Raw genomic sequence first — 26,965 nt, forward strand, 5'->3', positions numbered from 1 at the left:
TTTATCTCCGAATTTTTTGAGACCTATTTCCATCAATTTTTATGCCAAGGTTAATAAATGACGATAATTGTACAAAAAACACTAATATTGAATGTAATGACCTTTTTAATGGAAATTATGGCAGATTGTACTGTCAGACGATATCGTCAACAATTGTGTTGAAATAAAATATTATATGCAATATTATTTTTTTCCTAAATATAAGCTTGTAATTTCCCGACTGAAATGATTGGGAATTTTGAATGAAATGAAATTTTACAGCCAATTAATTTCTATTTGCGCATCACTTTTGGTTTCATTATTTTCAAAACCCGATTTAGTAACTCTAAAAAGAGTGTATAAAAATGATAATTAGAAAGGATTTTTATGTCTGATGTTTTAAACCTGCCTAAACCGTTAAAACCGTTAGAAGAACTATCTTATAATTTATGGTTTAGCTGGAATCCCGATGCAAGGGACCTTTTCAGGGAAATTGACTTAGATTTATGGCGCTCTGAAGACCGAAACCCAGTTGCATTTTTAAAAAAGATACCTTCTGAAAAAATTGAAAGATTTGCAGAAAACAAAGATTTTGTAAACAAAGTTAAAAAAGTCCATTCCAGGTTTGTAAACTACATGGACAATAAAGCGACTTTATTTAATAAGAATTACCCTAATCTTGATAACCAGTTAATTGCCTACTTTTCTGCAGAATATGGTATTCACGAATCTCTCCCGAATTATGCCGGTGGCTTGGGCGTTCTTTCCGGGGATCACTGCAAAACGGCTTCTGATCTTGGATTGCCATTTGTTGCTGTTGGCTTGATGTATAAGCATGCTTATTTCAATCAGCTGGTTAATGAACAAGGTGAACAGGTTGAAGAATATCGTGAACTTTCTCTGGACGAACTCCCCATTTCATTGGTCACAAATGATAATAATGAACCCGTCCTTGTTACCGTACCGATATTGGATCGCGAAGTTTATATAAAAATATGGAAAGTGGCTGTTGGCCGCATTAGCCTGTTTTTGCTTGATACAAATGTCGATCAGAATTCTGAGGATGATAAAAAGATCATCCATTCACTTTATGGCGGCACACGCGATACCCGGATTCAACAGGAAATTATTCTTGGGATTGGCGGACTCAGGGCATTGAGGGCGATGGATTTAGACCCGGCCACATATCACATGAATGAAGGTCATTCTGCATTTCTGGGACTGGAAAGATTATATGAATTAATCAATGAAGGAATGGATTTTAAACCTGCCCTTGAATATGTTCGCAGCACATCTTTATTTACAACCCATACTCCAATCCCCGCAGGAAATGAAGCATTTGAATTTGATATGATGGAGAAATACTTCAAGGATTTCTGGCCAAAACTGGAAATGTCCGATAATTATTTCTTTGATCTTGGGCGTAACCTGAATGAGCATCAACATGAAAATTTTTCTTTAACAATACTTGCGTTAAACATGGCATATATGGCCAACGGCGTTAGCAAACTTCACAGTGTTGTTTCGCAGGGAATGTGGCAAAAAGTTTATCCGGGCGTTCCTGTTTCCGAGGTTCCAATCGGACATGTTACAAATGGTATTCACACTGAATCCTGGTTGCACCGCGAAATGATTGAGTTGTTTGATAAATATGTTGGTGAAGACTGGCGTGATCATATCCATGAAGAATCGTACTGGAACAAGGTAAATGATATCCCGGATGATGTTTACTGGCAAGCAATGGTTAAAATGAAAAAAGCTATGTCCGGTCATCTTAGACGTAAACACGAAGATCAATTAAGCCGCTATCAAGGTCACGATCATGGCTATCCTGCTGCAGATGAAATTCTTGATGAAGAAGCTTTGACTATAGGCTTTGCCCGGCGTTTTGCTCCTTATAAAAGAGCAACTCTTTTGTTCCGGGATAAAGAGCGAATCAAAAAAATACTAAACAACACTGAAAAGCCTGTGCAAATTTTATTTTCCGGAAAAGCGCACCCTCAAAATGATGCAGGAAAAGAATTGATCCGTGAAGTAAATGCCATCACAAAGGAAAATGGCTTAAGAGGAAAAGTTAGTTTTGTTGAAAACTACAGCATCAATATCAGCCGCCCTTTAACCTCCGGCGTGGATGTTTGGCTGAATAACCCAAGGCGACCTTTGGAAGCAAGCGGCACTAGCGGCCAAAAAGTACCGATCAATGGTGGGATTAACTTCTCAGTTCTCGATGGTTGGTGGCCTGAAGGCTATAACGGAAAAAATGGCTGGGTTATCGGGAAAGAAGTTGAGTATTCTGACCATTTGCAGCAAGACAAAGATGATGCTGAAATGATGTATGATGTGCTTGAGAATGAGATTGTGCCCTTGTTTTATAAAAGAGACAAAGATGGCATTCCAAAAGATTGGATCAAAATGTCCAAAGAATCTCTGCGCTCCACTTTTACAAAATTTAGCACGCACACCATGGTCTGGAATTATACAACAAAATTCTATGTACCGGGCATTCAACGCGATGTTAAATACAATGAAAATGAATATGCTGCCCTAAACCGTTTTACACGTTGGATGAACCGTGTTAAAAGACATTGGCGCAATGTTCAACTCCATTTAAATGGTGGAAGCCTTCATGAAGATACACGCGTTTTCAGCGCAGGCGAAACAAAAGAAATCAGCATAAAAGTTAATGTTGGTGCGCTCAAAACAAGCGAACTTCGTGTTGAACTGATTCTGGAAAGGCAGGATGCTATAAAAGGTCACCAGCATATGGAAATTTACCCCATGGGACTTATTGGCCAGACAGATGAAAATAAATATGAATATCGAGCGCGGGTTAAAGCAAAACGTGATGGCTCTTACAGGTTTAACTGCCGTGTAATGCCAACTCACCCGGATTTGTTTTCGCAACATGAAACACGCTTGATTAAGTGGTTGGATTAAGAAATAATAGTTTGATTTTATTAAACCTTCCAGGATTTCAAAACCTGGAAGGTTTTTTATTTTATGAACTGTGTCTGAAAAGATGGGGCTTTTTTATTACATTAATGTTAAACTGAGCTGATATTAATTGCCTAACTGGCTAAATATTTTTTTAAAAAGCTTTTTTTCTTTTCACCTTTTTTAGGAAATCCGAGTTCTATAAGACTAGAGTCACCTTCTTCAACTAAGATATTTTTTGGAATACAGTTTAGGTTTTTATAAAAAAATTTTGCAAAAATTAATGGAGGACTAATTACCACTAAAAAAATATAGGAAAAATATCTCTCTGCGAAGGACTTTAATTCTGGAAAAAAAATTGATGTAACAAACATAAAAGATGCAAACAGTGGAAATCCAAGAGCCATTAACCACACCATGATATTCAAATTCCTCTTTTTCATTGTAGTTGATTTGATATCACCCACGCCTAAGACTGTCCCATAAACGTGTAAAGAATCACTTGAATTTCCTGTATGTATTATTTTAATTAAACAACCTTCTTTAAAATCGAAATAATCAAAATTGATGGAAATTCTTTTTTGATTACTTGAAATTCTGACCTTCCAATTATTTGACTCATTTGATGTTTGCTGAACTTCTGCGAATAGAATTTTAAAACCTGACTCAGCTTCAATTATCAGCGGGGTTTTTTTTTGCAATATCATCTCTTTTTACAGTTTCCTTACCTTCATTCCATATTATAAATTTTGATTGAGTAAGATTTTTAACTGTTTTGTCTTTATATGAAAAACTCAATCCATCAATTATACCAAGCTCTTGATTGAAAATATTAAGACTATCAAGTACGTAGTTTGGTGATTTTTCTCTTTGGCTTTTTTTATAGTATAAGTGAGTTGCAAGGACACCAAAAGCCAAAAACAAAAAAGGTAAAATTATATCAGAAAACCAATCTATCATACATCCTCTTCCAAAAAAGATTTTAAAACGCTTTTATAAATTATGGGCAAGTCTTTGTTTTAACATAGGTTTATCCGATTGCAGGCTGTTGTGATTTTTGCAACACACATAACATAAATAAAAACAACTGCTTTTTCAAAACAGAATTTCGATGGACCACAGCTGAAAATATTTATGCTATTTGTAGAGAGGATGATTTTAGTAAGAACTTCTAACAAACATAGTCTTGGAGATTATCAAACATATAAATAAATTAGCAAGATTATAATCCAGATAACATTGTTTGCTATGTATCTGATAAAAACATTTTTAACAGGAAAACAGTATGACTTTTAAAGATCAAATACGCCAGGGAATCCCAAAAGAATTACCTGAGAAAATTGCATATCCAGCCGACGCAAATGCGGCTCCAAAAAGAAAAGATATTTTAAGCATAGAAGAAAAACAGCTGGCTGTTCGCAACGCCCTACGCTACTTTCCGGAAAAGTGGCACAAAATATTGGCTGAAGAATTTGCCGCTGAGCTACAAAAGTTTGGCCGGATTTATATGCACCGTTTTAAACCGGATTATAAAATATATGCAAGGCCAATTGAAGAGTATCCGGCAAAAACACGACAAGCAGCTGCAATAATGTTGATGATACAAAACAACCTGGATCCGGCGGTTGCCCAGCACCCTGAAGAACTAATCACCTATGGCGGCAACGGCGCTGTTTTTCAAAACTGGGCCCAATACCTGGTTACAATGCAATATTTGTCCGAAATGACGAATGAACAAACCCTGCATATTTATTCCGGGCATCCACTGGGATTATTTCCCTCCTCTAAAAATTCACCACGTGTGATTGTTTCAAACGGTATGATGATCCCCAATTATTCTAAACCTGATGACTGGGAAAAGTTTAATGCTTTGGGCGTCACACAATATGGGCAAATGACGGCCGGGTCTTACATGTATATTGGGCCTCAGGGGATTGTACACGGCACAACAATTACCGTGATGAATGCATTCAGAAAAATTTTGGAAAAGGATGATACCCCCACCGGAAAAATATTCTTAACCGCCGGTTTAGGCGGAATGAGTGGTGCCCAACCAAAAGCGGGCAATATTGCCGGCTGCATTACAGTTTGCGCAGAGGTAAATCCACATGCGGCAAAAAAAAGACACGAGCAAGGATGGGCAGATATCTTAATTGAAAATATGGATGAACTTGTTAAAACTGTTAAAAATGCCAAGAACGAACACAAAGTTGTATCGATTGCTTTTATTGGAAATATCGTTGATGTATGGGAACGATTTGATGTGGAAAACATTTTCGTGCATATCGGTTCAGACCAAACTTCACTTCATAATCCTTGGTCCGGTGGTTATTATCCAGCCGATGTCACATTCGAAGAATCCAATCGGTTAATCCGCGAAGAACCGGCTTTGTTCAAAGAAAAAGTTCAGCAATCCCTCCGCAAACATGTGGTTGCAATAAACAAACACACTGCAAAAGGCACATACTTTTTTGATTATGGAAATGCCTTTTTGCTGGAAGCATCCCGTGCCGGAGCTGAAATTATGGCGGAGAATGGTATTGATTTTAAATATAAATCTTATGTGCAGGATATACTGGGGCCCATGTGTTTTGATTTTGGATTTGGGCCATTCCGTTGGGTTTGTACATCCGGAAAACCCGAAGACCTGGATTTGACTGACAAGATAGCCCGCGATGTTTTACAGAAAATAATGGATAACTCACCAAAAGAAATTCAACGCCAAATGCTGGACAATATTGTCTGGATAAATGAAGCCAAAAAGAACAAAATGGTTGTCGGTTCGCAGGCCCGCATATTATACGCCGATGCTGAAGGGCGCGTAAAAATTGCATTAGCTTTCAATAAAGCGATAGCAGAAGGTAAAATTGGTATGGTCGTATTAGGGCGCGATCATCATGATGTGAGTGGTACCGATTCGCCTTATCGGGAGACGTCCAACATTTATGACGGTAGTAGTTTTACAGCAGACATGGCAATCCAAAATGTTATTGGAGATAGTTTTCGGGGAGCAACCTGGGTGTCCATCCATAATGGCGGCGGTGTTGGTTGGGGCGAAGTAATAAACGGCGGTTTTGGAATGGTCCTTGATGGAACGCCGGAAACCGAATCGCGCATAAAAAGTATGCTTTTTTATGATGTTAACAATGGCATCGCCCGTCGCAGTTGGGCAAGAAATGATGGGGCTTTATTTGCAGCCAAACGTGAAATGCAACGTTCTCCAAATCTAAAAGTGACGCTTCCAAATATCGTATCAGACAATTTAATAGAAGGTCTTTTCTAATGCGGCTACTTTTAAAAAACATTAAAGAGTTACTTCAGGTACGAAACAACTTTATTCCATTTGTAGCCGGAGAACAATTGAGCGAACTACCTTCTATAAAGAACGCCTATCTGCTGATTGAAGATGACTTAATTTCCGATTTTGGACCAATGGATCTGTGCCCTGATCACAAGGTGGATAAAGTTGTGGATGCTACGGGAAAAATGGTTTTACCAACCTGGTGTGATTCACATACACATTTGGTTTTTCCTGAGACACGAGTAGGTGAATTTGTTGACCGGATTAATGGCCTTTCTTATGAACAGATCGCTCAGAAAGGCGGCGGGATATTAAACTCAGCCAAAAAAATGCAAACTATTACAGATGAAGAATTATATCTGCACAGCGAAAAACGATTGAAAGATTTAATTCAACTTGGTACCGGTGCCATTGAAATAAAATCAGGTTACGGTTTAGAAACAAATGCCGAATTGAAAATGCTTCGGGTAATCAAACGATTAAAAGAAAATAGTCCGGTAGAAATAAAAGCCACTTTTCTTGGTGCGCATGCACTCCCGTTAGACTATAAAAATGATAAAAGCGGCTATCTAAAAATGTTAGTAGAAATTGTAATGCCTAAAATTGCTGAAGAATCGTTGGCGGAATACATCGATATATTTTGTGAAACCGGATATTTCGATATTGAGGACACTAATTATATTTTAGAGGCGGGACAAAAATATGGACTTATACCAAAAATTCATGTAAATCAGTTTACAATTATTGGTGGTGTGCAAACTGCTGTTAAATTTAAAGCATTATCTGTGGACCATCTGGAAGAGTTAAATGAAAAAGACATCCAGTCTTTAAAAAACACCTCTACAATGCCGGTTGCTTTACCAGGTTGCTCCTTCTTTTTGGGCATTCCCTATACACCGGCCCGACAAATAATTGATGCCGGACTCCCAATCGCCCTGGCATCTGATTATAACCCAGGATCTGCACCCTCAGGAAATATGAATTTTATAGTTTCATTGGCTTGTGTTAAAATGAAAATGAATCCAAATGAAGCTATAAATGCCGCCACACTTAACGGCGCATATGCGATGGGTCTGGAAAATCAGTTAGGTTCAATCACGGTTGGCAAATTGGCAAATATTATTGTGACGAAGCCGATCGATTCGCATGAAGAATTGCCTTATTCCTTTGGTGAAAACCTTATCGATCAGGTTTATATTAAAGGCAATCTAGTTAAATAATATTTAAGTGAAAGTTAAGGAATTAAGTGCTGAAGCTGGCTAAGTATTACGAGAATGATTTCAGATAATAAATGTTTTCCGGTTTTACAATTTTGTCAAAAATCTCTTCATTGTGTGAAATAAGTAAAATAGCTTTTCCATCAGCTTTTTACCTATAAAAAAAGATTCAGATATTCTTTGAAAACAAAAACACGGTTTCTCTTGAAACCAGTATCTTCGATCAAAATTCCCATTTGAACAAAATCTTTAATGAAACGATTCGCCGTAGCCGGTGATGCCTGCAAAATGGCACCTATACGTGCTGCATTTGTAATGGGGCGACTATATAATTCATTTAATACATGTTTTGCTTTAATCTGTTTTTGGCCAAGAGTTAATAGCTTTTTACTTTCAATATTTTCTTTTAGCTTGATAATCTTATTAAATGTATCGATTGAATTTAAAGCCGTTTCCAGAACACCCACAAGGAAGAACCGTATCCATTGCGTTAGATTATTATGTGTTCGTACACTTGTTAAATTATCATAATAATGCGGTTTGTTACGCTCAAAGAAATCAGACAAATACAATGTTGGTTTTTGCAACAATCCGTTACTAACCAGATATAATGTAATTAACAACCTTCCCAGTCTTCCATTGCCATCTAAAAAAGGATGGATCGTTTCGAACTGATAATGGGAAATGGCAATTTTTATTAAGTGGGGAACTTGAATAAAAGTGTTATTTAAAAACTTTTCCAGGTCACTCATCAATCCCGGAACTTCTTCTTGAGTAGGCGGAATAAATATAGCATCTTTTAATGAAACGCCTATCCAGTTTTGGCTACGCCGAAATTCACCTGGCGAGCGTTCTTTGCCACGTACGCTTTTTAAAATGACCTTATGTGTATTCTTTAACAGACGGTTAGACAAAGGAAGTTTATCTAATTCTTTTATGGCCTGGTTCATAGCCGCTATATAGTTTTGCACTTCCTGCCAATCATCCCGACGTTCTGGCAAAACGCTTTCTTCTTCAATGAGTGCTTCTTCAAAACTGGTTTGAGTGCCTTCAATGCGGTTGGACTTGGTTGCTTCTTTGGCCATATGCATCAGGATAAAAAAATCGACATCAGGAATAAGCTGAGAAAATGCATTCAGCTCGCCCAGCTTATGATTGGCTTCACCAAGCAGAGTGTTAAGAGAGGGGTCGGAAATAATCCATTCGTGGTTAACGGGATTTGGTGAAAAGCTTTTATATTCAAATTGCTGGACCAATTTGCCAGCTTTGAAATTTTTAATATCCATAATTTTGAAAATATAGTTTTCTATATTTTTATTATCACCATTTTATGAAAATATAACAAATTGTGTTTTCATTTACAATTGTAATATGAAATGATATAAAAGATAGAATCAATATTTTTTATAGATTTAACTGCTTGCAATGATAAAAATTATGTGGATTTTAAATAATAAATATTTTCCGGTTTTACAATCTTATCAAAAATCTCTTCATTGTGTGAAATAAGTAAAATAGCTTTTCCATCAGCCTGACGTTGTTTAATTTTTTCAATAATTTTATGGGCGCTTCTCAAATCCAATCCGTTTAGCGGTTCATCCAAAATCAGAATATCTGTATCCAAAACCAGGCTGCGCAAAATATTGATGCGCTGCTTTTGCCCGCCGCTTAAAAATTTAATTTTTTTCTTTAAAAAGGATGGCTTCAGTTTTACATCAAACAATTCCTGGATACGTCGAAGCACTTTTGCATCATTTACTTTGCGCGTATCCGATAATGCTTTAAAGATTTCCAAAACTGAAGCATTTTGGTTTAGCGATTCATCCGCATGTTGAAAAACCATGGAAGCCCTTTGGCCCCAAATATGTTTCCGCCAAAAATCCTCAGTTGTTTTATGAGAAACGTTTTGCTGGTCGAATGACAAAACCATTCTTTGCGCTTTTACCAAACCCATAATTATTTTGGCAACAGTTGTTTTACCCGCCCCGCTTTGTGCTTTTAGATAAACAAGCTCACCACGCTTTACTTCCAATTCTATTTCCGGTGAATCAAGATTCTCTTTATGGAATGTCAGCCGTTTTCCAAAAATATTTATCCCGCTGCGGACGCTTAGAAGTACATGACCGGCGTGAATCGCATCTGAAGAAACAAAGCTTTGTTTTTTTATCCAACTAAGATATTCTTCTTTGGAAAAATCGTTTAACACCAACCCATTTTCAGAGGAATCTTTAATTATGTCATTCCCGAATGTATTAATCGGGAATCTCTGATCAGGAGATTTAGATTCCTGCTTGGAACTTGCAGGTTTGTTAACAACGGCTTGTCGGTGAATGACAGACATATTTTCAGATCTGGTAAGTTCCAAATATTCTACCGCTGCTGAGATATCTTTATAATTTTTTTCAACCTCTGAAATAATGGAATAATCGTGAGTTATGATTAAAATTGTAAATGGTTTCAGTTGGTAACACTCAAGTAAAAGTTGGATGAATAAATTGCGAAAACGGTTATCCAGGCTGCCAGATGGCTCATCAAAAACAAACAATGCCGTTTTTGTGCTTTTGCTATCAAGATATATTTTGATTTTTTTAAAAGCCATGGCCAGTAAAATGCGTTGCTTCTCACCACCGCTGGGCCGGTAAGGTTTTGGAAAAATTTTCAACAAGCGGTTTAAAAAAGCTTCCTCTGCCCCATTCCATAAATGCCTGATTATGGCTTGTTCGTCCGATGGATCAACATTTTGTAGGCTGCCTTCGCTTAGTTGTTTATATAATGGCAATAATGGATTGAGATGGGATGATGGCTCCTGAAAAACAAAAAAGCCATTTTCTTGCACAGATTTTGTTGCTGGCAAATTGAGATATTTTAAATAATCACTTTTATTAATTTTTACATCCAGGTCATCCGGATCAATTAATCCAAAAATTGCTTTGCTGATAATTGATTTACCGATACCTGACTCACCAAAAAGGAAATTTATTTTGTTTGGTGATATCTTAAAATTTGAAATATCTACAAGCTTGCGGCGCCCGGATGCAATTTGCAATGCAAATTCAAATGCACTCATATATGATATCTCCGGGCAAATCCATCAGAGATTTTATAAACACAAAATAATGTGAATACAATCAAAAAAGAAACGCTTATACCCTGCAAATGACGTAAAAATAAATTAGGAAAATAAAGCGGGTTTGTTAGTGTCGAGCCGATCGCTAAAATGTCTTGTTTGCTGTCGATCTGTGCCAGCATACTTCCAAGGGTTGATGGCAGGTTTATGGCGCTCACATCGGTGGAAAGTCCCACGGACACAATAAAATCAATACTGCAAATCAGAAAAATGGTCATCCCGAAAACAGCGATCAGTTTATTAAACAAATGTATCCAGCTGTTTTTGTAAAGTATATCAAAATTAATGATATGAAAATCTGAAATACCACACACACGGCTGGCATTGTAAAAATCTGTTTTCTTAAAATGATCGATCCGCTCCAGCATTAAATCACTTATCTCTAAAAAAACAAACAGGCTGATTATTAATGCCAGGAAGATCATAATTGTGGTGGTACCAAGCGTGGTTTTTTCCAGCATGCGGGTTACAAAAACATAACCGATCAAAATGCCTAAAATTTGTGGAATGGAGCGTATCAGGTTCACGAGCACTTTTACCGGGAAAAACAGGATTCCATTTAACCGCTCTTTGCTAAAATGAATCAGCATTGTTTTCATCCATGCCAGGATCAATGAAAACAGAATCACAAGCAGGCCGATAAACAGGGTATTAAAAAATGCCGCTTCAAGCTTTCTAAGCGCCGGATTATTGAGAAACATTAGATCCCACAACCAAAGAAGCATAAGGCCGCCAATCCAGGTTATGGCCCAAAGTTTGTCTTTTTGTGGATATATGTTTTTAAGAATTTCCAGAACAGGGTTCATATAAATTAGATTTTTATAAATGCAAAAAGTAAGCTTTCAGTTTTGACGCTATTTAAAATGTAACTATATTTTTTCATACCATTCAATCTTTTAGTGAATTCTTCTGTGAAAAAAAAGCAACTTACATATTTTACCTTAAGCGGTGTAATTTTTCTGATAGGAAGTTTTGTTATAATTGACTCTTTTGTTTTAAAAAAAGAGATCGTCTCCATCCCTGTTTCTGAAGAGAAATGCTTAACCTGCCACACGGATATGGGCGATCCAAGTCCGTTCCACCCAATTGCTGCTTATGGTTGTGTAATGTGCCATCTTGGAAATGCTTCAACTGATGATAAAGATGATGCCCATGAAGAGATGCTTGTAAATCCATCGGATTTAAATCATGCAGATCTTACTTGCGGTAAATGCCACAATGATATCCTGCACAATGTCAGAAACTCCATCATGACCAATAATGCCGGTTTGGTTGCTTCAACACTTTATCAATGGGATGAACGCATATCGCCCGATGATACTTCCCTGCATATAAATGAATTGCCGGATACATCATTGGCAACATCGCATATGCGAAAATTATGTGCCGGCTGCCATGTTAATAAACTGGAAAATGATCTCCCTGGAGAAACAGGAACGCGAGGCGGCGGCTGTAACGACTGCCATTTGGTAAAAGCCGGTACCGAGGGAAAACATTCAACCTTTTCTGTGCAAATGGATATCCCTGTTTGCGAAAAATGCCATAACCGATCTGACCGTGTTGGTCTTACCTACCAGGGAAAATTTGAATCCGAAGGTTATGGAACGCCTTACGAGCATGGAAATACTTCATCGATGGAATTATCCAACGGGCGCTATTTTTATCAAATCACACCGGACATTCATTACGAGGCAGGCATGGTTTGCATTGATTGCCATATCGCCGAAGATGTAATGGGTGATGGTAAAAAATATACTCATCTTGAGTTGGCCGTTCATATAAAATGTGAAGATTGTCATCAAATGAAAACAGCCCGCCCACCGGCAGATAATATTGTATGGAGAATGATTGAGGTAAATAGCAACTTGCAATTATCACCTGATTCTACTTTTGCCAAAACAGAAAGAAATTCATTTTATGCGAATGTTTTTATGGAAGATGAAGATGTTGTATTAATCCGTAAACTCGACGGCCAAAAACTAATCATTCCTCAAAACAAGAACAGGCCGGAGTGCCAAATGCCGGGGCATGAGAAAATGAGTTGTCAGGCTTGTCATTCTGCTTACACACCTCAATGTTATGGTTGTCATGATGTTTATGATCCGACAAAAAAACAGCTTGATAAGGTTTCATATGAAGAAACGTATGGCCATTGGAGTGAAGGCCGTTCCTATCTGCGATTTGAAAAACCAACACTCGGAATTGACAACCTTGGGCGGATTATACCGTTTGCTCCCGGCTGCCAGGTTTATATGACGGAGTTGGATGATGACTTGCAAATTAAACAACAAAAAACATGGCTGACAATGGCACCTTATGATCCACATTCTACTCGCAAAAATGTAGCAACATGTATTGATTGCCATGGCAGTATAAAACGGTTTGGGCTTGGAGAAGGAAACGTCCAATTCAAAGATGGCCTGTTTACAACCCAGCAAATTTATGATGCACCTTCGTCTGGTTTGGGTAATTTCAGTTTGGAAACTATGATTGATGAAAACGGAGAAATCCCACAAAAGATGTCCCGCAAAACAGCGCGGCCTTTTAGCCTAGATGAGATTAAAAAAATCTACAGGGTAAGTTTATGCATTACCTGCCATGACAGCTATAAAGATAAGATTTACAAAGATTTTGATAGAAGCATAGAATATTTCAAAAGCAAAAAAAACAAAGCCTGTCAAAACTATTTTAGCCATTCCAGGTAGTTTTCAGATGTGATTGTTGAAAATATTGACTTCGGATAAGCCTTTTTCCATGCCACAGGAATCTTTGTTTTCTGCTGTTTCCATTTAAATTCATACGCGAACTCAGTCCCTTCACGCTCCTCAACCCAATCAATCTCCTGCTTGTCATAAGTGCGCCAAAAATAATTATTTACCAGATATCGATTATAACTTTGTTGTTTTATCCTTTCAGAAACCATGTAGTTTTCCCAAAGTAAACCAATATCATTTCTTAGTTCAACCGGGTTTAAATTGGCAATTAAAGCATTGCGTATACCATTATCATAAAAATACCATTTAGAATTTTTAACAACTTCTTTACGCAGATTTTTACTAAATCCACCAACTTTATGAATTATAAAAACTTTGGCCAGCAAATCCAGATACCGTTCGACAGTTGTCTTACTCATCCCAAGTTGCTTTCCTAATTCCTGGTGAGATACCAGGCTTCCTGTTTGGTACGCAATAAGTTTTAACAAATTAAACAACTTATCTGAATTTTTAATACCATCGAATATTAAGATATCTTTTAACAGATAAGAATTAATAATTTCTTGAAGGTATTCAGTTTTTTCTGATTTGCCTGCCGAGTGAAGAAGTTCAGGATAATTTCCAAAAACCAATCGTTCTCTCAAGTTGTCCCTTCTCTGGATTATTTCCTCTGTTTCAGAGATTTCTCTTTCGCTTAAAGGGAAAAGGTGGAAAGTGGTTTTTCGGCCGGTTAAAGGTTCACCAATTGTATTGCTCAAATCAAAAGCAGATGAACCAGAAAGAATTACTTTCAACCCGGAAATTTCATCAATCATTAGTTTTATAATTTCACCGATTTGTTTTATTTTTTGTGCTTCATCAATTATTAACAATTTTTTTCCATCCAAAATATTTTTATAATTCTGAATGCTTATTGTTTTTAAAATCTCTGCAACATTTCTATCTTCTCCATTATACAGCAAGAAAGGTTCATTAAACTTTTCAATTAATTGCTTGATCAGGATTGTTTTTCCAACACGCCTTGCTCCTAGAATCACTACAACTTTATTTGGTTTAAGATAATTTATTATTTTCTTTTTTATTGCCCTGTCGATTAAATTCATTTTGTTCCTTAATAAATATCGCCAACTATCTGACGCAATTTGCGTAAATACCGTCATCAAACTGGCGCAATTTACATAAATGCCGTAACCAAGACAACATATTTTCATTGATTAAATGGAAAGTATTTCGAAAAAGCTAAAAATCATAAACTGGATAATAATTCTTTTTTCAATTTTTTCCAATCTATTCGCTCAGGAAGAGACGTGTGTTGACTGCCATAAAGAGTCAAAATCCAGCTGTAATATTAGCTGCCAGGATTGCCACAGTTCACCCAATGCGGATTTTATCCCCAATGAAAAAGATCATCCAACTATAATTCAAAATCCATCGCTGGAAAAATGGTGGGACGAAAAATGCGTTTCATGTCATGAAGATTACATAAAAAAATTTAGATCCAGCCAACATTATTCTACAGCCGATATAATAAACCAAACACGTTATTTATGGGGTAAAGATGAATCTTTAAAAAACAACAATCATGATTCGTGGAAGGAGTTGGAAAAAGAAGGCGTTGCCTCTGGTAATACACCTGTTGAATTGGTGGATAATTTGTTAGCCAAGAAATGCATGGCGTGCCATTTTAATGCTTCCGGTAAACAAAATGCTGTTGGCAAAAAAAGAAACAGCGGTTGTGCAAGCTGTCATATTCCATTGGATCAAATAACGGGCAAAGCACTATTTGGACATAAAATGCAAAAAGAAGTCCGGGATGAAACATGCCTTACGTGCCATACAAGCAATTATGTCGGGGCAGATTATTTTGGTTATTTTGAACATGATTATCATGAGGAATATGCAACGCCGTTTGGTGCGGAACCAATATTTGGCAGTTATCAGCACAGATTGATAAAAGATGTACACGCCAGCGCAGAGATGAACTGTTCAGGTTGTCACACTGAGGGAAACTCAAAATTTGAAAAAACTAAAAATTGTAGCGATTGTCATGGCGGTTTTAATCAATCTCTTAAATTAGAAAACGAAAACCCTGAAACGCCTTTATTTAATAAAGAAGTAATTTCGCATAGAGATTTTCATAAAAATATTGAATGCAGTGCCTGCCATGCACAATGGTCTTATCAGGATTACGGACTGCATTTATTTTTAGATGAGACTAATAATTTTCAGATGTGGGAAAATGTAAAATGGCAGGGTGATCAAGGCATTACGGATTTGCTAAATTCTGCCTCCGGGGAAAGCCATGAGTCTGTGATCCCACAGAGCATAAATCGCTTAAGCGGAGAAAAAAGCAGAGGTATGTGGTATAAGGGCTGGACTTTTAGAAGATGGGAAGATCCGGTTTTAGGGATAAATGAAAAAGGGAAATACAGTATAATCCGACCTATGTACCAGTTTTATATAACCTATGTTGACAGCAATGAAAACATCTGGCTGGATTCAGCAATACCTGTAAAAAGTAATGGACAAAAAGGCTGGAGCTGGGATGCTTACTCACCACACACAATTGGCAAAGGCCGCAACTGTGAAAGCTGTCATGAAAATCCTAAGGCTATTGGCCTTGGAATAAGACAATCCCTAAAAGACAGCCCGGCAAACGAAATTTCATTACCATCTCAACCTATAGAAAAAAGCTCTCGCCTGCTTACCACACAAGAGCAGATGCGTCTTTTAAACAAATCCAACCTTTATAAAAAATGGCGGGCCAAACATTTTATTGAAAGTGGCTTGGATAAAATTTTAAAGCAAAGTCCAGAAAAATCTAAATAAACTGTTTATCGCCTTTGGCGGCATTAACCATCCAACGGATGCCAAATTTATCTGTAAGCATACCAAAAGTATCACCCCAAAACTGCTCGCTATATGGCATAGTTACACTACCTCCTTCGGAAAGATTTTTAAAATACCGCTCTCCTTCTTCTGCAGATTTTGCGCCAATCGAAATATTATAAGCATCCCCAAATGTGACTTCATTTCCTGGCATTCCATCTGAAGCCATCAAAATTGCATCGGCAAACTTAACTGAGGCGTGCATAACCTTATTTTTATGGTCTTCAGGAACTTCCATAGGTGAGTCCGCAAATGTCATTATTTCAAGTTCACCATCAAGTGCAGTTTTATAAAATGTCATGGCTTCACGGCAATTTCCGTTAAAAGATAAATAGGGATTAATTGTTGTTTTGCCTGTGTTCATATTATTCTCCTTTTAGGTTTAATTCTTATTTAGTTGATAAGAAGTATAACATACTTTACAAGATATCTATTTCTTAAAGCTACAACTAAAATATTATTTGTATCCTTTGCTTAGCTTACCACAATAAGCCTTTTATGACCGAAAATTGAACAGATGTTTTAAAAGCTTATTTATATCGGTTTAAATGACGAAAAATAATTTATAAAGCTAATAAAATATTCGCCGGAACATTTTCTCCGGATTAAATGACACCTCATAACAAAAGGAGTTTGCCATGAGACGCGCATTTTTTTTCATAGGGATAATCGCATTTACGTTTATTTCAATTTCAGCCTTGAGTAAAAAGGATAATAAAGCCCTTCTCGAAGAGTTGAAATCATCAGCCATGTCACAAATTGAAAACCATCAGACGCTATTTAATACAAACAAAGATGGCTCTGTAACAGACAAAGGCATAAGTCCTGCATGGTTTGGAAAAGCATCCTACAAGCAGTTTAAAACTATGTCTAAAGGCATGGAATGGAAAGTTAAACACCTTTCAAACAACTATGAAGTGGGACAGCTTGGAGAGGCCCTATCTATTTACTTAGCTGCCGCAAGGATAGTTGTTGCCCGCTCCCAGAAAAAAATAAATACTGACAGCGATGGCACAGCAAATCCAAAACATTTTTATCCTGCTGTATTTGGCCGCTTAACTGCACAAGAATTTCAAAAAAGAACAGGTATTGATATTAAACAAACTACTACCGGTAAAGGAATGGGCGCGCGGAACAAACAATACAATTCTCCTGATAGCTGGGAAAAAATGGCCCTTCAAAAATTCGAATCAAACGATTTAAGCCGAGCGATTGGTTTTGGGGAAAATGTAACAGAAAGTGGGGAAAACTATTATCGTTTTATGTACCCACTGGAAATCAAAAAAGCATGCTTATCATGCCATGGAGCGCCAAGAGGGTCTAAAGATATTTCCGGCCATGTTCGTGAAGGCTATGAGCTCCATGATGTACGTGGTGGCATTAGTGTTAAAATTACAACCAGTGAATTTTTAGTTAACCATGGAAAATAATGCTTCAATCAATCAAAACTAAACTAATAGCATACTTTGGCGCATTTGCATTAACCCCGCTGCTGATACTGGGAATTTACAATATTGTAGTGAATTCCTGGAAAATGGAAGAGGATATCTTTAACGATTTAGGTTCTAAGTCGGCAGAGAAAACCACATTACTGCAAAGAAGTTTAGTAAATATAGAAAATGACCTGCGTTTTTTAAGCAGTTCATTTTCTGTAATAAATTTGATTGAGGCAATTTCTTATGATGACCCGGATGAGATTGAATACTGGACTGATGCAACTGCAAATATGTACAAAAGTTTTCTAAAAAATAATAATAACTACTTGCAATTGAGATTCATCAATTTGGATGGTAGAGAAATTGTAAGAGTGGACTCAGATGGAGAAAACCTTCGAATAATTGAAGAAGATAATCTGCAAGACAAAAGCCAATCATCCTATTTTATTGAAACAGTTAAACTTAAAAAAAATGATCTCTATATATCTCCTCTAAACCTAAATAAAGAACATAGTGAAATTCAAAAACCTCACTTACCCGTTATTCGCTATGCTACTCCTGTGTTTGATGATTTCGATGAATTATATGGGATTGTAGTTATCAATGTTTATGCAAATTCGTTCCTTAATAAATTTAAAAGAAATAGCTCCGGTGAATCTATTCTTGTTAACCAGGACGGCTACTTTTTATCGCATCCGGATAGCAGCAAAGAGTGGGGATTTATGTTTCCCGGTTCTGATGAAATGCTTTCAAAATATTATGAAACAGACATTATCGATACTTTATTAGCAGGCAACGGTGGGATAATTGAGCCTGGTGATGGGACGATAATGTATTATGAGCCTTTATTTTATGATACACAGGATAATTCAAAATATTGGGTCTCTATAATACGTAACCAGGAAGAAGAGGTATTTGCTGAATTAAACTCCTTTATTAACACATTAATTTTTCTACTGATAAGCATCGCTATTATTTCTGTTTTTATTGCTATTTATATCAGCAAATCATTCAGCAATCCAATAAACAAACTTTCTAAAGCAGCAAAAGGAATTGCAGCCGGTTGCATAGATACACAGTTGCAGATTACTCAAACTGATGAAATTGGAGAGTTGGCACAATCGTTTAACAAAATGAGTGCTTCATTAAAAGAAAAAACCCAAATTGCAGAAAACATTGCAAATGGAAATCTTGATGTGACATATTCGCCATCATCTACTGATGATGTACTTGGCATCGCTATTAAAAAAATGACAAAAAGCCTGCAAAATATGAATGCGGAATTTGTCAACATAATTGATTCTCAAAGAAATGGAAACCTGGACTCCCGCTGTGATACAAATGGATTAAACGGTGTTTATCACAATCTTACTTCCGGGTTTAATGAAGTATTGGATGTTGTTGTTAAACCCATTTATATGTTATTGGAAATTTTGGAAAAATATGCAGATGGTAATTTATCTGAAACTATGCCAAAACTACCAGGCCAACAGATAGCGATTACAGATGGAATAAATACAATTCAAAATAATCTGAAAGCCTTAATTGAAGAAGGCAATATGCTAAATCTAGCAGCCTTTGAAGGTAACCTGTCTAATCGGGGAAATACTGAGTTATTTAAAGGTGATTACCGTACAATAATTTCCGGGATGAATACAACATTAGAGAATATTCTTACTCCAGTTTATGAAGCCGTAAAGGTTTTGGGGAAAATGGCTGATGGTGATCTTTCCGAAAGTGTACAGGGAGTATACAATGGTGATCACAAAATGATGAAAAACTCTTTGAACAAAACTGTTGAGAGTCTAAACGCGATAATTTCCCAGGTTCAGCAAATGATTGATCAAGTTTCATCTGGTGCCGATCAAGTATCCGATTCAAGCCAAACATTGTCTCAAGGAGCAACCGAACAAGCCAGTGCACTGGAACAGATTTCTGCATCGATGAACGAGCTTAATGCACAAACAGAAAAGAATTCACAAAGTGCAAACAGTGCAAAAGAATTATCCGAATCGGCCAAACAGAATACCACGCAAGGCAATAAACACATGCAGGATATGGTTGATTCAATGAAAGATATTAATCTATCATCGAATAAGATTTCCAACATTATTAAAACAATTGATGAGATAGCATTTCAGACAAACTTACTTGCACTAAACGCTGCTGTAGAAGCTGCCCGGGCGGGAACTCATGGTAAAGGATTTGCCGTTGTAGCTGAAGAAGTAAGGAACCTTGCCCAAAGAAGTGCCAAAGCAGCCCACGAAACAACCGAAATTATTGAGGATTCTATTTCGAAAGTAAAACAGGGCAGCAAAATTGCAGATAACACGGCGATGGCCTTCAGTTCAATAAACAATCAAATTGTAGAAATTAACAGCCTGATTGCTGAAATTACAACTGCCTCAACTGAACAGGCTTCTGGGATTAATCAAATTAGTGAAGGTTTAAACCAGATTGATAAAGTAACTCAATCAAACACAGCAAGCTCCGAAGAAACAGCCGCTGCAGCCGAAGAATTGTCCAGCCTGTCTAATCAATTAAATCACCTAATATCGAAACTGAAATTGAAAAATGAGCTGACTGAGCAACCTAAACAGATTAATAAATCTTCAAAGAAAACTAAATCTGTGAAGAAAAAGAGTATTAAGCCTCCGCAAAACGTCTCCAACGCCAAACATAACTTTGGCAAAGTTTCAAATAATGTAATTGAGGAAATCGAACAGGAAAAAGATCCATCCTCAATAATAAGTTTGGATGATGATGAATTTGGAATGTTTTAAATATTGATTATAAAAAAAGGCTGTCACATTAATTTGAGACAGCCTTTTTATTGTAGAAAGTTATTTACTATTACTAGTTTAACAACCTTCATCCACCTTCTTTTTAGCTTTTTTACGTTTTCTCTTTATAGGCTTGGGTTTATCGATTTGATCATCAGATGTCTCTACAACATTGTTCGTACCCATCATAACCGGACCAGCAGATTTACGAAACTGAAAAGTGAAAAGCTCATCATCAAAAGCACCATCTTTTGGTTTCTTTGGATTACTAAAAACATTTACCCAATGGTTCATTCCACCGTGCAGGACAAAAAGATCCTCATAACCATGAGAACGCATTAACAACCAGGCTTGCCCTGCTTTGGTGTTTCCGTTCGAAGCAAGCACAATTGTCTTCTCCATATCCATAATGTCTGATGCTTCTGTACTAAATAAGCTTTCAATTGGTATCGAAAAAGAGCCTGGGATATGATATTTTTTGTAATCTTCCAATGAACGAATATCAATTACCTGGAATGAAGGATCTTTATCGATAATCATATGAGCTACTTCTTCGGCTTCAATATAATTGCTTTGATTGTGCAATTGGTGAATCAGGTCATCTGTTGTTACTTTTTCAACTTTTATATCATCAACCGGTGAAAAAGCCAAAATTAAAGTAATTAGGATTAATGCACCAAAGCCTAAATTTTTTGCAGAAAGGTTCATTATGCTTTCTCCTCTCTATATTTCCGTTCAAGCCATTCACCACCAAGAAACATCCCTACAGCCATTAAAACAGCAAGAAAAACAACAACGCCTGTAGAAAGATTAAACAGTTCCGGCAAACGAATATTGCCCATATCACCGGCGAGGAACAATTCTTCTATCCATGGGAACATCTCCCCAAAAACAAACATCCCAAATAAAGCTCCGCCTAAAAATACATATGCATCTATTCTACCTGTTACCGCGCCTACAACTGAAGTACCCGGACAATAGCCGCCAATTGCAAAGCCAATCCCTAAAACTAATCCTCCAATTACCTGTGCCCACAGATATGTTGGATTAATATAAACAGCAGTAATATCAATCCAGCCAAAAAGTGTAAAATAAGTAAGGCCAACCATCGCAACAACAATTGCTGTAAACATTACTTTTAATACTGTCATATCACGAAAATAAAATTGTAAAGCCAGTTTTCTGCTGTAGCCAAATCCGGCGCGTTCCAACCAAAAGCCAAAACTGATGCCGAGTAACAAAGCAATTATAAACCCTGTTTCCTCGCCGAAGTAATCAAATTTATAAAATGGTGCCATTTTTTCTCCAATCTATGATTGAAAGGTTGAAAGATTGAAAGATTGGTCTCAGGTTTTTGACCTTACTCATTTTTTGAAACCTCATACTAATTTCAATACTCCCACTTTCAATTGTTAATTCTCAATTCGTAATTCAATTAAATCCACTGTCTGCGGACAAACCAGGCCGTTGCATATGCTCCTGCAAAAACAGCAAACATAAATGCCCAGCCTCCAACAGCCAATGTTGCGCCTCCGGTCAAAGCCAGACCACTTGTGCATCCGCGGGCCAATCTTGCACCAAAACCCATTATTGAGCCACCTAAAAATGCTAAAGCCAAACGCCCTTTATTAGAAATTCTCGGTCCCTTACCAACTGCAAACTTTAAACGGCCAGCCATAGCCCCGGAAATAAATCCACCAACCATGACGCCAATTACTTCAAAGACAAGCCAATTTGAAAGTGGGTTGATTGCATATTTTGAAAAATATGGATTTGCTGCAATATGATCGGCGGCAAATAAGCCCATAAACCATACTTCAAAACGCATCATCGCGCCCGAAGCCCCTAACCCGCGGCCCATTAAAACAAAGGCTAACAATAAAGTTAATCCTAACCCAACGCCTGCTACATAAGGCGACCAGTATTTTTGTTCTTTCATTTCATAACTCCTTAAAATTAATTTGTCATTCTGAGCCCCGCCTGACAAAGCGGGAAGTGAAGAATCTCATATCCAGGGGAAGCTTCACTACGTTCTTAGTGACAATTTTCTATTCCATAAATTTGTATAACCAGCGCGAAGACTGGCCTGCATCAACAACAATAAACCTTAAAATTAATCCTCCGGTCAAAACCATAATCGCAGGAAGCTTTGCCGGAATATGGATTCCTTTTAATTCCATGATTTCTACAATTAAAGGGAAGGCCAGGCCAAGCCCCACAACAAAAACCCAAAAGACTGCGGTATAAGGGCCGCCTAAAAATAATTCTGCAGCCTGAATATGAACCGATGTGCTGGCTAAAAAACCCATAAAAAGGTGAATAATCAAAAATATCTCAACACCGATTAAAACCATATCAACCTGGCTGTATCGTTTTCTTTCTTGCTCGTTTTTACTAAACAACATTACAAATGCAGCACCTGTGGAAAGACCCGAGACAAGGAATAATGGGCCTAAAATAGATGTATTCCAAAAGGGGCGTGCATTAAATGCGGAGAGTAAAATTCCAGTGTACATACCCAGAATTGCAGCCAAAACAATTAATGACCATGCCATCCATCGGCGATATTTTATCAACAATTCAATAGTTTTTTCAACGATTGGAAATTTCCAATCCCAGTTTGGGAAAACATCTTTCATCCATGTGGCGGCCCAGGCCATGCTTATTGGAAAAATAATGCCCAGTGTCCATGCACCCCAAGACATTGGCGACTCCCAACGGATCGTTGTATATAATTTCCAGAAGTATAATTTATGTGATAAATCCAGCATTAAGGCCACCAAACCAATCGCCAGCAAAGGCGGAACCCACATAGGTGCAACTTTTATCCCGGCGCGAAAAACATCTTCTTTTCCACGTAAATAAAATATAGCTGAAAAGAATAAAATCCCGGCAGTAAGCCCACCTAAAAATAAGTAAAGCGGGATCTCCCAGCCCCAGGCATGAAGAACCGGATCAACCCCAAGATTCATTCTTCCTGATGTAATTGTTGTTTCGTTCATTTTTAACTCCAATTTTTTTATTTCGCTGTCCGGAGACAGCTCCTACCATCTGTCATTCTGATCGAAGTGCAGAGAAGGATCCCATTGTTGTTTCGAGACTGAAGCAATCCTTAATCAGATGCTTCGTGCCTCTGCTTGACATATTTCCATTCGCTGTTCTGAGACACCTCCTGCCATCTGTCATTCTGATCGAAACGCAGTGCAAAGAAGAATCCCATTGCTTTACTTTTCGCTGTAATCCTTTATGGGATGCTTCGCTAATACTCAGTATGACAAACTTCATTCGCTGTAAGGAAACAGCTCCTACCTAATCAAATTATAACAAATAATAGACATGCGGTTTTGTGCCGGCTTCAGGAATCAAGGTTTTGTATTTCCTTGTTTTCAAAGCCTTTGAAATCTCGCTGTTTTTGTCATCCAAATCGCCAAAGATCATAGCCGTAGTTGGGCAAACACTTACACATGCCGGATTTTTTCCATCCCGTACACGATGAATACAAAAAGTGCATTTATCAATATAACCTTCAGGATGTACAAAACGTGCATCATAAGGGCAGGATGCAATACAGGCTTTACAACCTATACAATCCTCTGGTTCTACTAAAACAATTCCACCTTCAGCAATGTGGCTGGCGCTTGTCGGGCAGCACCGAACGCAAGGTGCATCTTCACAATGGTTGCAACGTTCCGAACGGATTTCCATTGCCAGATCAGGATATGCGCCAACTGTTTCTTCCACAATCCAATCACGGCAGTAACCCACCGGAACATTGTTTTCAGTCTGGCAAGCCACAACACAATCCGAACAGCCCACACATCTTTTAGTATCAATAGCCATGGCGTAACGCATTATGCCACCTCCTTCTTAAATGTCACGAAATTGGTGCGCATTCCTGTTCCGCCCATAATCGGATCTACTTTAATTTTAGTTATCAGGTCAGTGTCATTTGCCCCTTTTAAAAACGAACGTGGCATTTGCTTTTGCGAATGGCCAAATCCATGAACCATATAAACACAATCATGCCGGATTCTTTCTGTCACTTTAGCACGCACCTTGTTGCAAACCGCTCCATCCTGATTTTCGAGAACAACATATTCCCTATTCTTAATATCCCATTCTTTGGCCACTTTGGGATTAATCCAAACCTCATTTTCCGGCATTAAATCTGCTAAATTAGGATTGTTTGTGGTGCGCCCGAAAGTATGCATCGGAGCTCTTCCATAAATTAACCGGTAATAGCCGTCTTCAGGTTCTTCGTGTTTTGTAAATTTTGGGATTGGGTCAAATCCGGTTTCCGCCAGCGCAGTGGAATAAAGTTCAATTTTGCCGGTATTCGTAGCAAACTCAAACTCTTCACCATCAAGATAGTAGAGCTCATTTTCATTGTTTGGTAAATGTTTTACGCCCAATTTTTTCATTTCTTCAAGGCTGCTGCCAATAGATTTTAATCGTTCATCCAAATAGCTTTCCATTGTTTCATGTGGAAAATAATGACCCAGATCCAATCGTTTGGCAATTTCCCGTGCCATCCAATAAGCAGGCTTTGTATCATATTTTGGTTCAAATGCCGGGGCCCGTAAAGCCACATTTGGTTCACGTCCTGGAGAAACACGCAGATCATCATAACGCTCCAGATAAGTGCATTCCGGTAAAACCACATCAGCGTACCCTGTAATTTCTGCCGGCATTATGTCGATTGCCACAAGCAGATCAAGCGCTTGAATTGCTTTTAGAGTTTTCTCCGGCTGCGGCAGGGTAAACAGCAAATTGGTGCCATAAACAAACCAGCCTTTTATATCACAATCGCGTGTTAGAGAAGGAATAGTAGCATCACAAATACCCTGCGAAATTGCCAGGTTGGCTAAGGGAAATTGTCCTGGAAAAGCATCACGCCAATCCTTTCGCGGTTTTGGATATTTCGGAGTTTTTGGCTTTTTCACACTTGCTTTAGCCGGAGAATAAAAACCACCGCGTCTGCCCCAACTACCAAGCAAAGCATTTAATATTGCGCCTGCTCTAACCCGCTGGGTATCATCACCATACCAGGTAACATGTCTTCCCGGGTGGATAAGAGTTGCCGGAGCATTTTTAGCCATTTCACGAGCTGTTTCGCGGATAATATGTGGCTTAATAGTTGTGATCGGATATGCCCACTCCGGAGTATTTTTCTTAACAGATTTCTTTAATTCCTCAAAACCATAAGTGTATTGTTCAACATATTTTTTATCGTACAATTCTTCTTCAATTATTACGTTTATCCAGGCCAGCATAAGTGCCAAATCCGTGGCTGGTTTTATTGGCAGCCAATATTTCGATTTACTGGCAGCAGTTGAAAAACGCGGGTCCACAGTTATTACGGATGCACCGCCTGCGATGGCTTCTGTAAATTCCTGTACCTGGCCGTTATGCATATTTTCGCCCAGGTGAGAGCCAATCAAAACGATGCATTTAGAGTTCTGCATATCGGTGCGTTCCGGCGAACCCACTGTTTCCCCAAAAGTGAGCATATAAGCTTCTTCCCTTGGGCCGCGGCATTGTGCGTAAGATGGAGCAGCAATATTATTAGAACCAAAAGCACGCAGCATATTTTTAAAATAACTACCACCAGAACCATGAGTAAACAAGGCCATACATTCCGGGCCATGTTCTTTTTCGATAACCTTCATTTTGTCTACGATATAATCAAATGCTTCATCCCAACTTGCTTCCCGGAATACTTGTTTGCCTCGCTCTTCTACCCGGATAAGCGGCGTTTTCAATCTATCAGGATCAGTATAAGCGCCAACCCCACCGGTTCCGCGTGGACAAAAACGTCCGTTACTATGCGGATCATCAGGGTTTCCAATTATTTTCCAGGCTTCACCATCTTTTTTATGAACCCAGCCGGCACATTTCCAAAAGCATATTTCACAATATGTAGGAGTCACTTCCGGGATTCCTGTTGAAAGAATTTGCGCCGGGTCTATTTCAAATGGATTGAATGCCTGCAGCATAGATGCACTGGCAGCCATACCGCCAACACCTAATCCTGTAATTTTAATAAACTCTCGTCTATCCATTTTATTGGCCATTTTTACGGACCCTCCAATATGTATTTAAAATCGACTTTATATCAGTGCAATCAGAAGACTGCAAATAAACAGTACAAGAATGGCAATCTTCAGTTGAACATATTTCACCTTTAACTTCTACCAGCCAGCATGGTTTTGAAGATGATGTGAATGCATCACAGTTAGCTCTGTCCTCTTCAGAACAAGGTTTCAATTCCCAGCATGGAATGGCCGACAGCATCATGCGAATACCTGCAAGATTCAACCCTTCCTCATCTATCATCTTACGGATACATTGGATCCTTTTTATGTCAGATTCAGAAAACAGCCTGTGTTTTCCTTTGCTCTTATGGGGAATTATTAAACCTTCGGCTTCATATAATCTTAGTGTTGCAACGGATATGTCAAACATCTGCGCTACAACACCTATGGGGTATAGTATTTGTTTGTTTTGGGTTTTAGATTTCATAAAAACTCTATTATAAACTATAGGTATATCTACATTGAATACTGTAGATTGCAAGTTATGTGC

General features: G+C 37.9%; 21 protein-coding genes. 7 read left to right on the top strand and 14 right to left on the bottom strand.

All coding sequences use genetic code 11. The features are described from left to right. The first annotated feature begins 366 nt into the window (after nucleotides 1-366). Complete coding sequence (glgP, locus tag HND50_13245) at nucleotides 367-2,916, top strand: alpha-glucan family phosphorylase (GenBank protein ID NOG46199.1); 2,550 nt, start codon at nucleotides 367-369, stop codon at nucleotides 2,914-2,916. 131 nt (nucleotides 2,917-3,047) lie between these two features. On the opposite strand, the gene HND50_13250 is transcribed toward glgP, so the two are convergent. Then, nucleotides 3,048-3,614 carry a hypothetical protein gene (locus HND50_13250; GenBank protein ID NOG46200.1) on the bottom strand — a complete coding sequence of 189 codons (567 nt, stop codon included), beginning with the start codon at nucleotides 3,612-3,614 and terminating at the stop codon, nucleotides 3,048-3,050. Beyond that, on the bottom strand, nucleotides 3,586-3,873 hold the full coding sequence (locus HND50_13255; GenBank protein NOG46201.1) for a hypothetical protein: 288 nt from the start codon (nucleotides 3,871-3,873) through the stop codon (nucleotides 3,586-3,588). The genes HND50_13250 and HND50_13255 overlap by 29 nt, the downstream gene beginning before the upstream one ends. A gap of 325 nt (nucleotides 3,874-4,198) precedes the next feature. Between HND50_13255 and HND50_13260 the strand changes: the two genes are divergently transcribed. Both HND50_13260 and HND50_13265 read left to right on the top strand, forming a co-directional pair. Continuing rightward, on the top strand, nucleotides 4,199-6,196 hold the full coding sequence (locus HND50_13260; protein ID NOG46202.1) for a urocanate hydratase: 1,998 nt from the start codon (nucleotides 4,199-4,201) through the stop codon (nucleotides 6,194-6,196). Further along, nucleotides 6,196-7,434 (top strand): imidazolonepropionase, encoded by a 1,239-nt coding sequence (locus HND50_13265; GenBank protein NOG46203.1) that lies wholly within the window; start codon nucleotides 6,196-6,198, stop codon nucleotides 7,432-7,434. The genes HND50_13260 and HND50_13265 overlap by 1 nt, the downstream gene beginning before the upstream one ends. Nucleotides 7,435-7,586: 152 nt before the next feature. Here HND50_13265 and HND50_13270 read toward each other — a convergent pair whose 3' ends face one another. The 3 genes from HND50_13270 to HND50_13280 form a co-directional block, all read right to left on the bottom strand. Then, nucleotides 7,587-8,720: a Fic family protein gene (locus HND50_13270; protein NOG46204.1), complete on the bottom strand. Its 1,134-nt coding sequence runs from the start codon at nucleotides 8,718-8,720 to the stop codon at nucleotides 7,587-7,589. 146 nt (nucleotides 8,721-8,866) lie between these two features. Then, the gene (locus HND50_13275) at nucleotides 8,867-10,498 is read right to left on the bottom strand and encodes an ATP-binding cassette domain-containing protein (GenBank protein NOG46205.1); all 1,632 of its coding nucleotides are present in this window, start codon (nucleotides 10,496-10,498) and stop codon (nucleotides 8,867-8,869) included. Further along, nucleotides 10,495-11,364 carry an ABC transporter permease gene (locus HND50_13280; GenBank protein NOG46206.1) on the bottom strand — a complete coding sequence of 290 codons (870 nt, stop codon included), beginning with the start codon at nucleotides 11,362-11,364 and terminating at the stop codon, nucleotides 10,495-10,497. The genes HND50_13275 and HND50_13280 overlap by 4 nt, the downstream gene beginning before the upstream one ends. Nucleotides 11,365-11,469: 105 nt before the next feature. Between HND50_13280 and HND50_13285 the strand changes: the two genes are divergently transcribed. Then, nucleotides 11,470-13,263, top strand: a complete 1,794-nt coding sequence (locus HND50_13285; protein NOG46207.1) for a hypothetical protein — start codon at nucleotides 11,470-11,472, stop codon at nucleotides 13,261-13,263. Here HND50_13285 and HND50_13290 read toward each other — a convergent pair. Beyond that, on the bottom strand, nucleotides 13,242-14,375 hold the full coding sequence (locus HND50_13290) for an ATP-binding protein (GenBank protein NOG46208.1): 1,134 nt from the start codon (nucleotides 14,373-14,375) through the stop codon (nucleotides 13,242-13,244). The two genes, HND50_13285 and HND50_13290, sit on opposite strands and share 22 nt — an antisense overlap. Before the next feature lie 115 nt (nucleotides 14,376-14,490). Here HND50_13290 and HND50_13295 point away from each other — a divergent pair, with 115 nt between their 5' ends. Continuing rightward, entirely contained in the window at nucleotides 14,491-16,101 is a 1,611-nt protein-coding gene (locus tag HND50_13295; GenBank protein ID NOG46209.1) for a hypothetical protein, read from the top strand. On the opposite strand, the gene HND50_13300 is transcribed toward HND50_13295, so the two are convergent. Then, on the bottom strand, nucleotides 16,094-16,525 hold the full coding sequence (locus HND50_13300) for a VOC family protein (protein NOG46210.1): 432 nt from the start codon (nucleotides 16,523-16,525) through the stop codon (nucleotides 16,094-16,096). The genes HND50_13295 and HND50_13300 overlap by 8 nt on opposite strands. Before the next feature lie 274 nt (nucleotides 16,526-16,799). Between HND50_13300 and HND50_13305 the strand changes: the two genes are divergently transcribed. Both HND50_13305 and HND50_13310 read left to right on the top strand, forming a co-directional pair. Continuing rightward, nucleotides 16,800-17,591, top strand: coding sequence for a DUF3365 domain-containing protein (locus HND50_13305; protein ID NOG46211.1), 792 nt, complete (start codon nucleotides 16,800-16,802; stop codon nucleotides 17,589-17,591). Further along, nucleotides 17,591-20,380 (top strand): HAMP domain-containing protein, encoded by a 2,790-nt coding sequence (locus HND50_13310; GenBank protein ID NOG46212.1) that lies wholly within the window; start codon nucleotides 17,591-17,593, stop codon nucleotides 20,378-20,380. The genes HND50_13305 and HND50_13310 overlap by 1 nt, the downstream gene beginning before the upstream one ends. A 78-nt stretch (nucleotides 20,381-20,458) precedes the next feature. Here HND50_13310 and HND50_13315 read toward each other — a convergent pair whose 3' ends face one another. The 7 genes from HND50_13315 to HND50_13345 all read right to left on the bottom strand — a co-directional run bounded on the left by HND50_13315 (nucleotide 20,459) and on the right by HND50_13345 (nucleotide 26,902). Beyond that, nucleotides 20,459-21,088 (bottom strand): rhodanese-like domain-containing protein, encoded by a 630-nt coding sequence (locus HND50_13315; protein NOG46213.1) that lies wholly within the window; start codon nucleotides 21,086-21,088, stop codon nucleotides 20,459-20,461. Further along, nucleotides 21,088-21,678, bottom strand: a complete 591-nt coding sequence (locus tag HND50_13320) for a YeeE/YedE family protein (GenBank protein NOG46214.1) — start codon at nucleotides 21,676-21,678, stop codon at nucleotides 21,088-21,090. The genes HND50_13315 and HND50_13320 overlap by 1 nt, the downstream gene beginning before the upstream one ends. Before the next feature lie 137 nt (nucleotides 21,679-21,815). Then, complete coding sequence (locus HND50_13325; GenBank protein ID NOG46215.1) at nucleotides 21,816-22,319, bottom strand: YeeE/YedE family protein; 504 nt, start codon at nucleotides 22,317-22,319, stop codon at nucleotides 21,816-21,818. 109 nt (nucleotides 22,320-22,428) lie between these two features. Then, nucleotides 22,429-23,382: a polysulfide reductase NrfD gene (gene nrfD, locus HND50_13330; protein ID NOG46216.1), complete on the bottom strand. Its 954-nt coding sequence runs from the start codon at nucleotides 23,380-23,382 to the stop codon at nucleotides 22,429-22,431. 316 nt (nucleotides 23,383-23,698) lie between these two features. Next, on the bottom strand, nucleotides 23,699-24,235 hold the full coding sequence (locus HND50_13335) for a 4Fe-4S dicluster domain-containing protein (protein NOG46217.1): 537 nt from the start codon (nucleotides 24,233-24,235) through the stop codon (nucleotides 23,699-23,701). Next, nucleotides 24,232-26,454 (bottom strand): molybdopterin-dependent oxidoreductase, encoded by a 2,223-nt coding sequence (locus HND50_13340; protein ID NOG46218.1) that lies wholly within the window; start codon nucleotides 26,452-26,454, stop codon nucleotides 24,232-24,234. The genes HND50_13335 and HND50_13340 overlap by 4 nt, the downstream gene beginning before the upstream one ends. Further along, complete coding sequence (locus HND50_13345) at nucleotides 26,444-26,902, bottom strand: MerR family transcriptional regulator (protein ID NOG46219.1); 459 nt, start codon at nucleotides 26,900-26,902, stop codon at nucleotides 26,444-26,446. Before HND50_13345 ends, HND50_13340 begins: the two co-directional genes overlap by 11 nt. Nucleotides 26,903-26,965: the final 63 nt, after the last annotated feature.

The organism is Calditrichota bacterium, from assembly GCA_013112635.1.
GTDB lineage: Bacteria > Calditrichota > Calditrichia > Calditrichales > J004 > JABFGF01.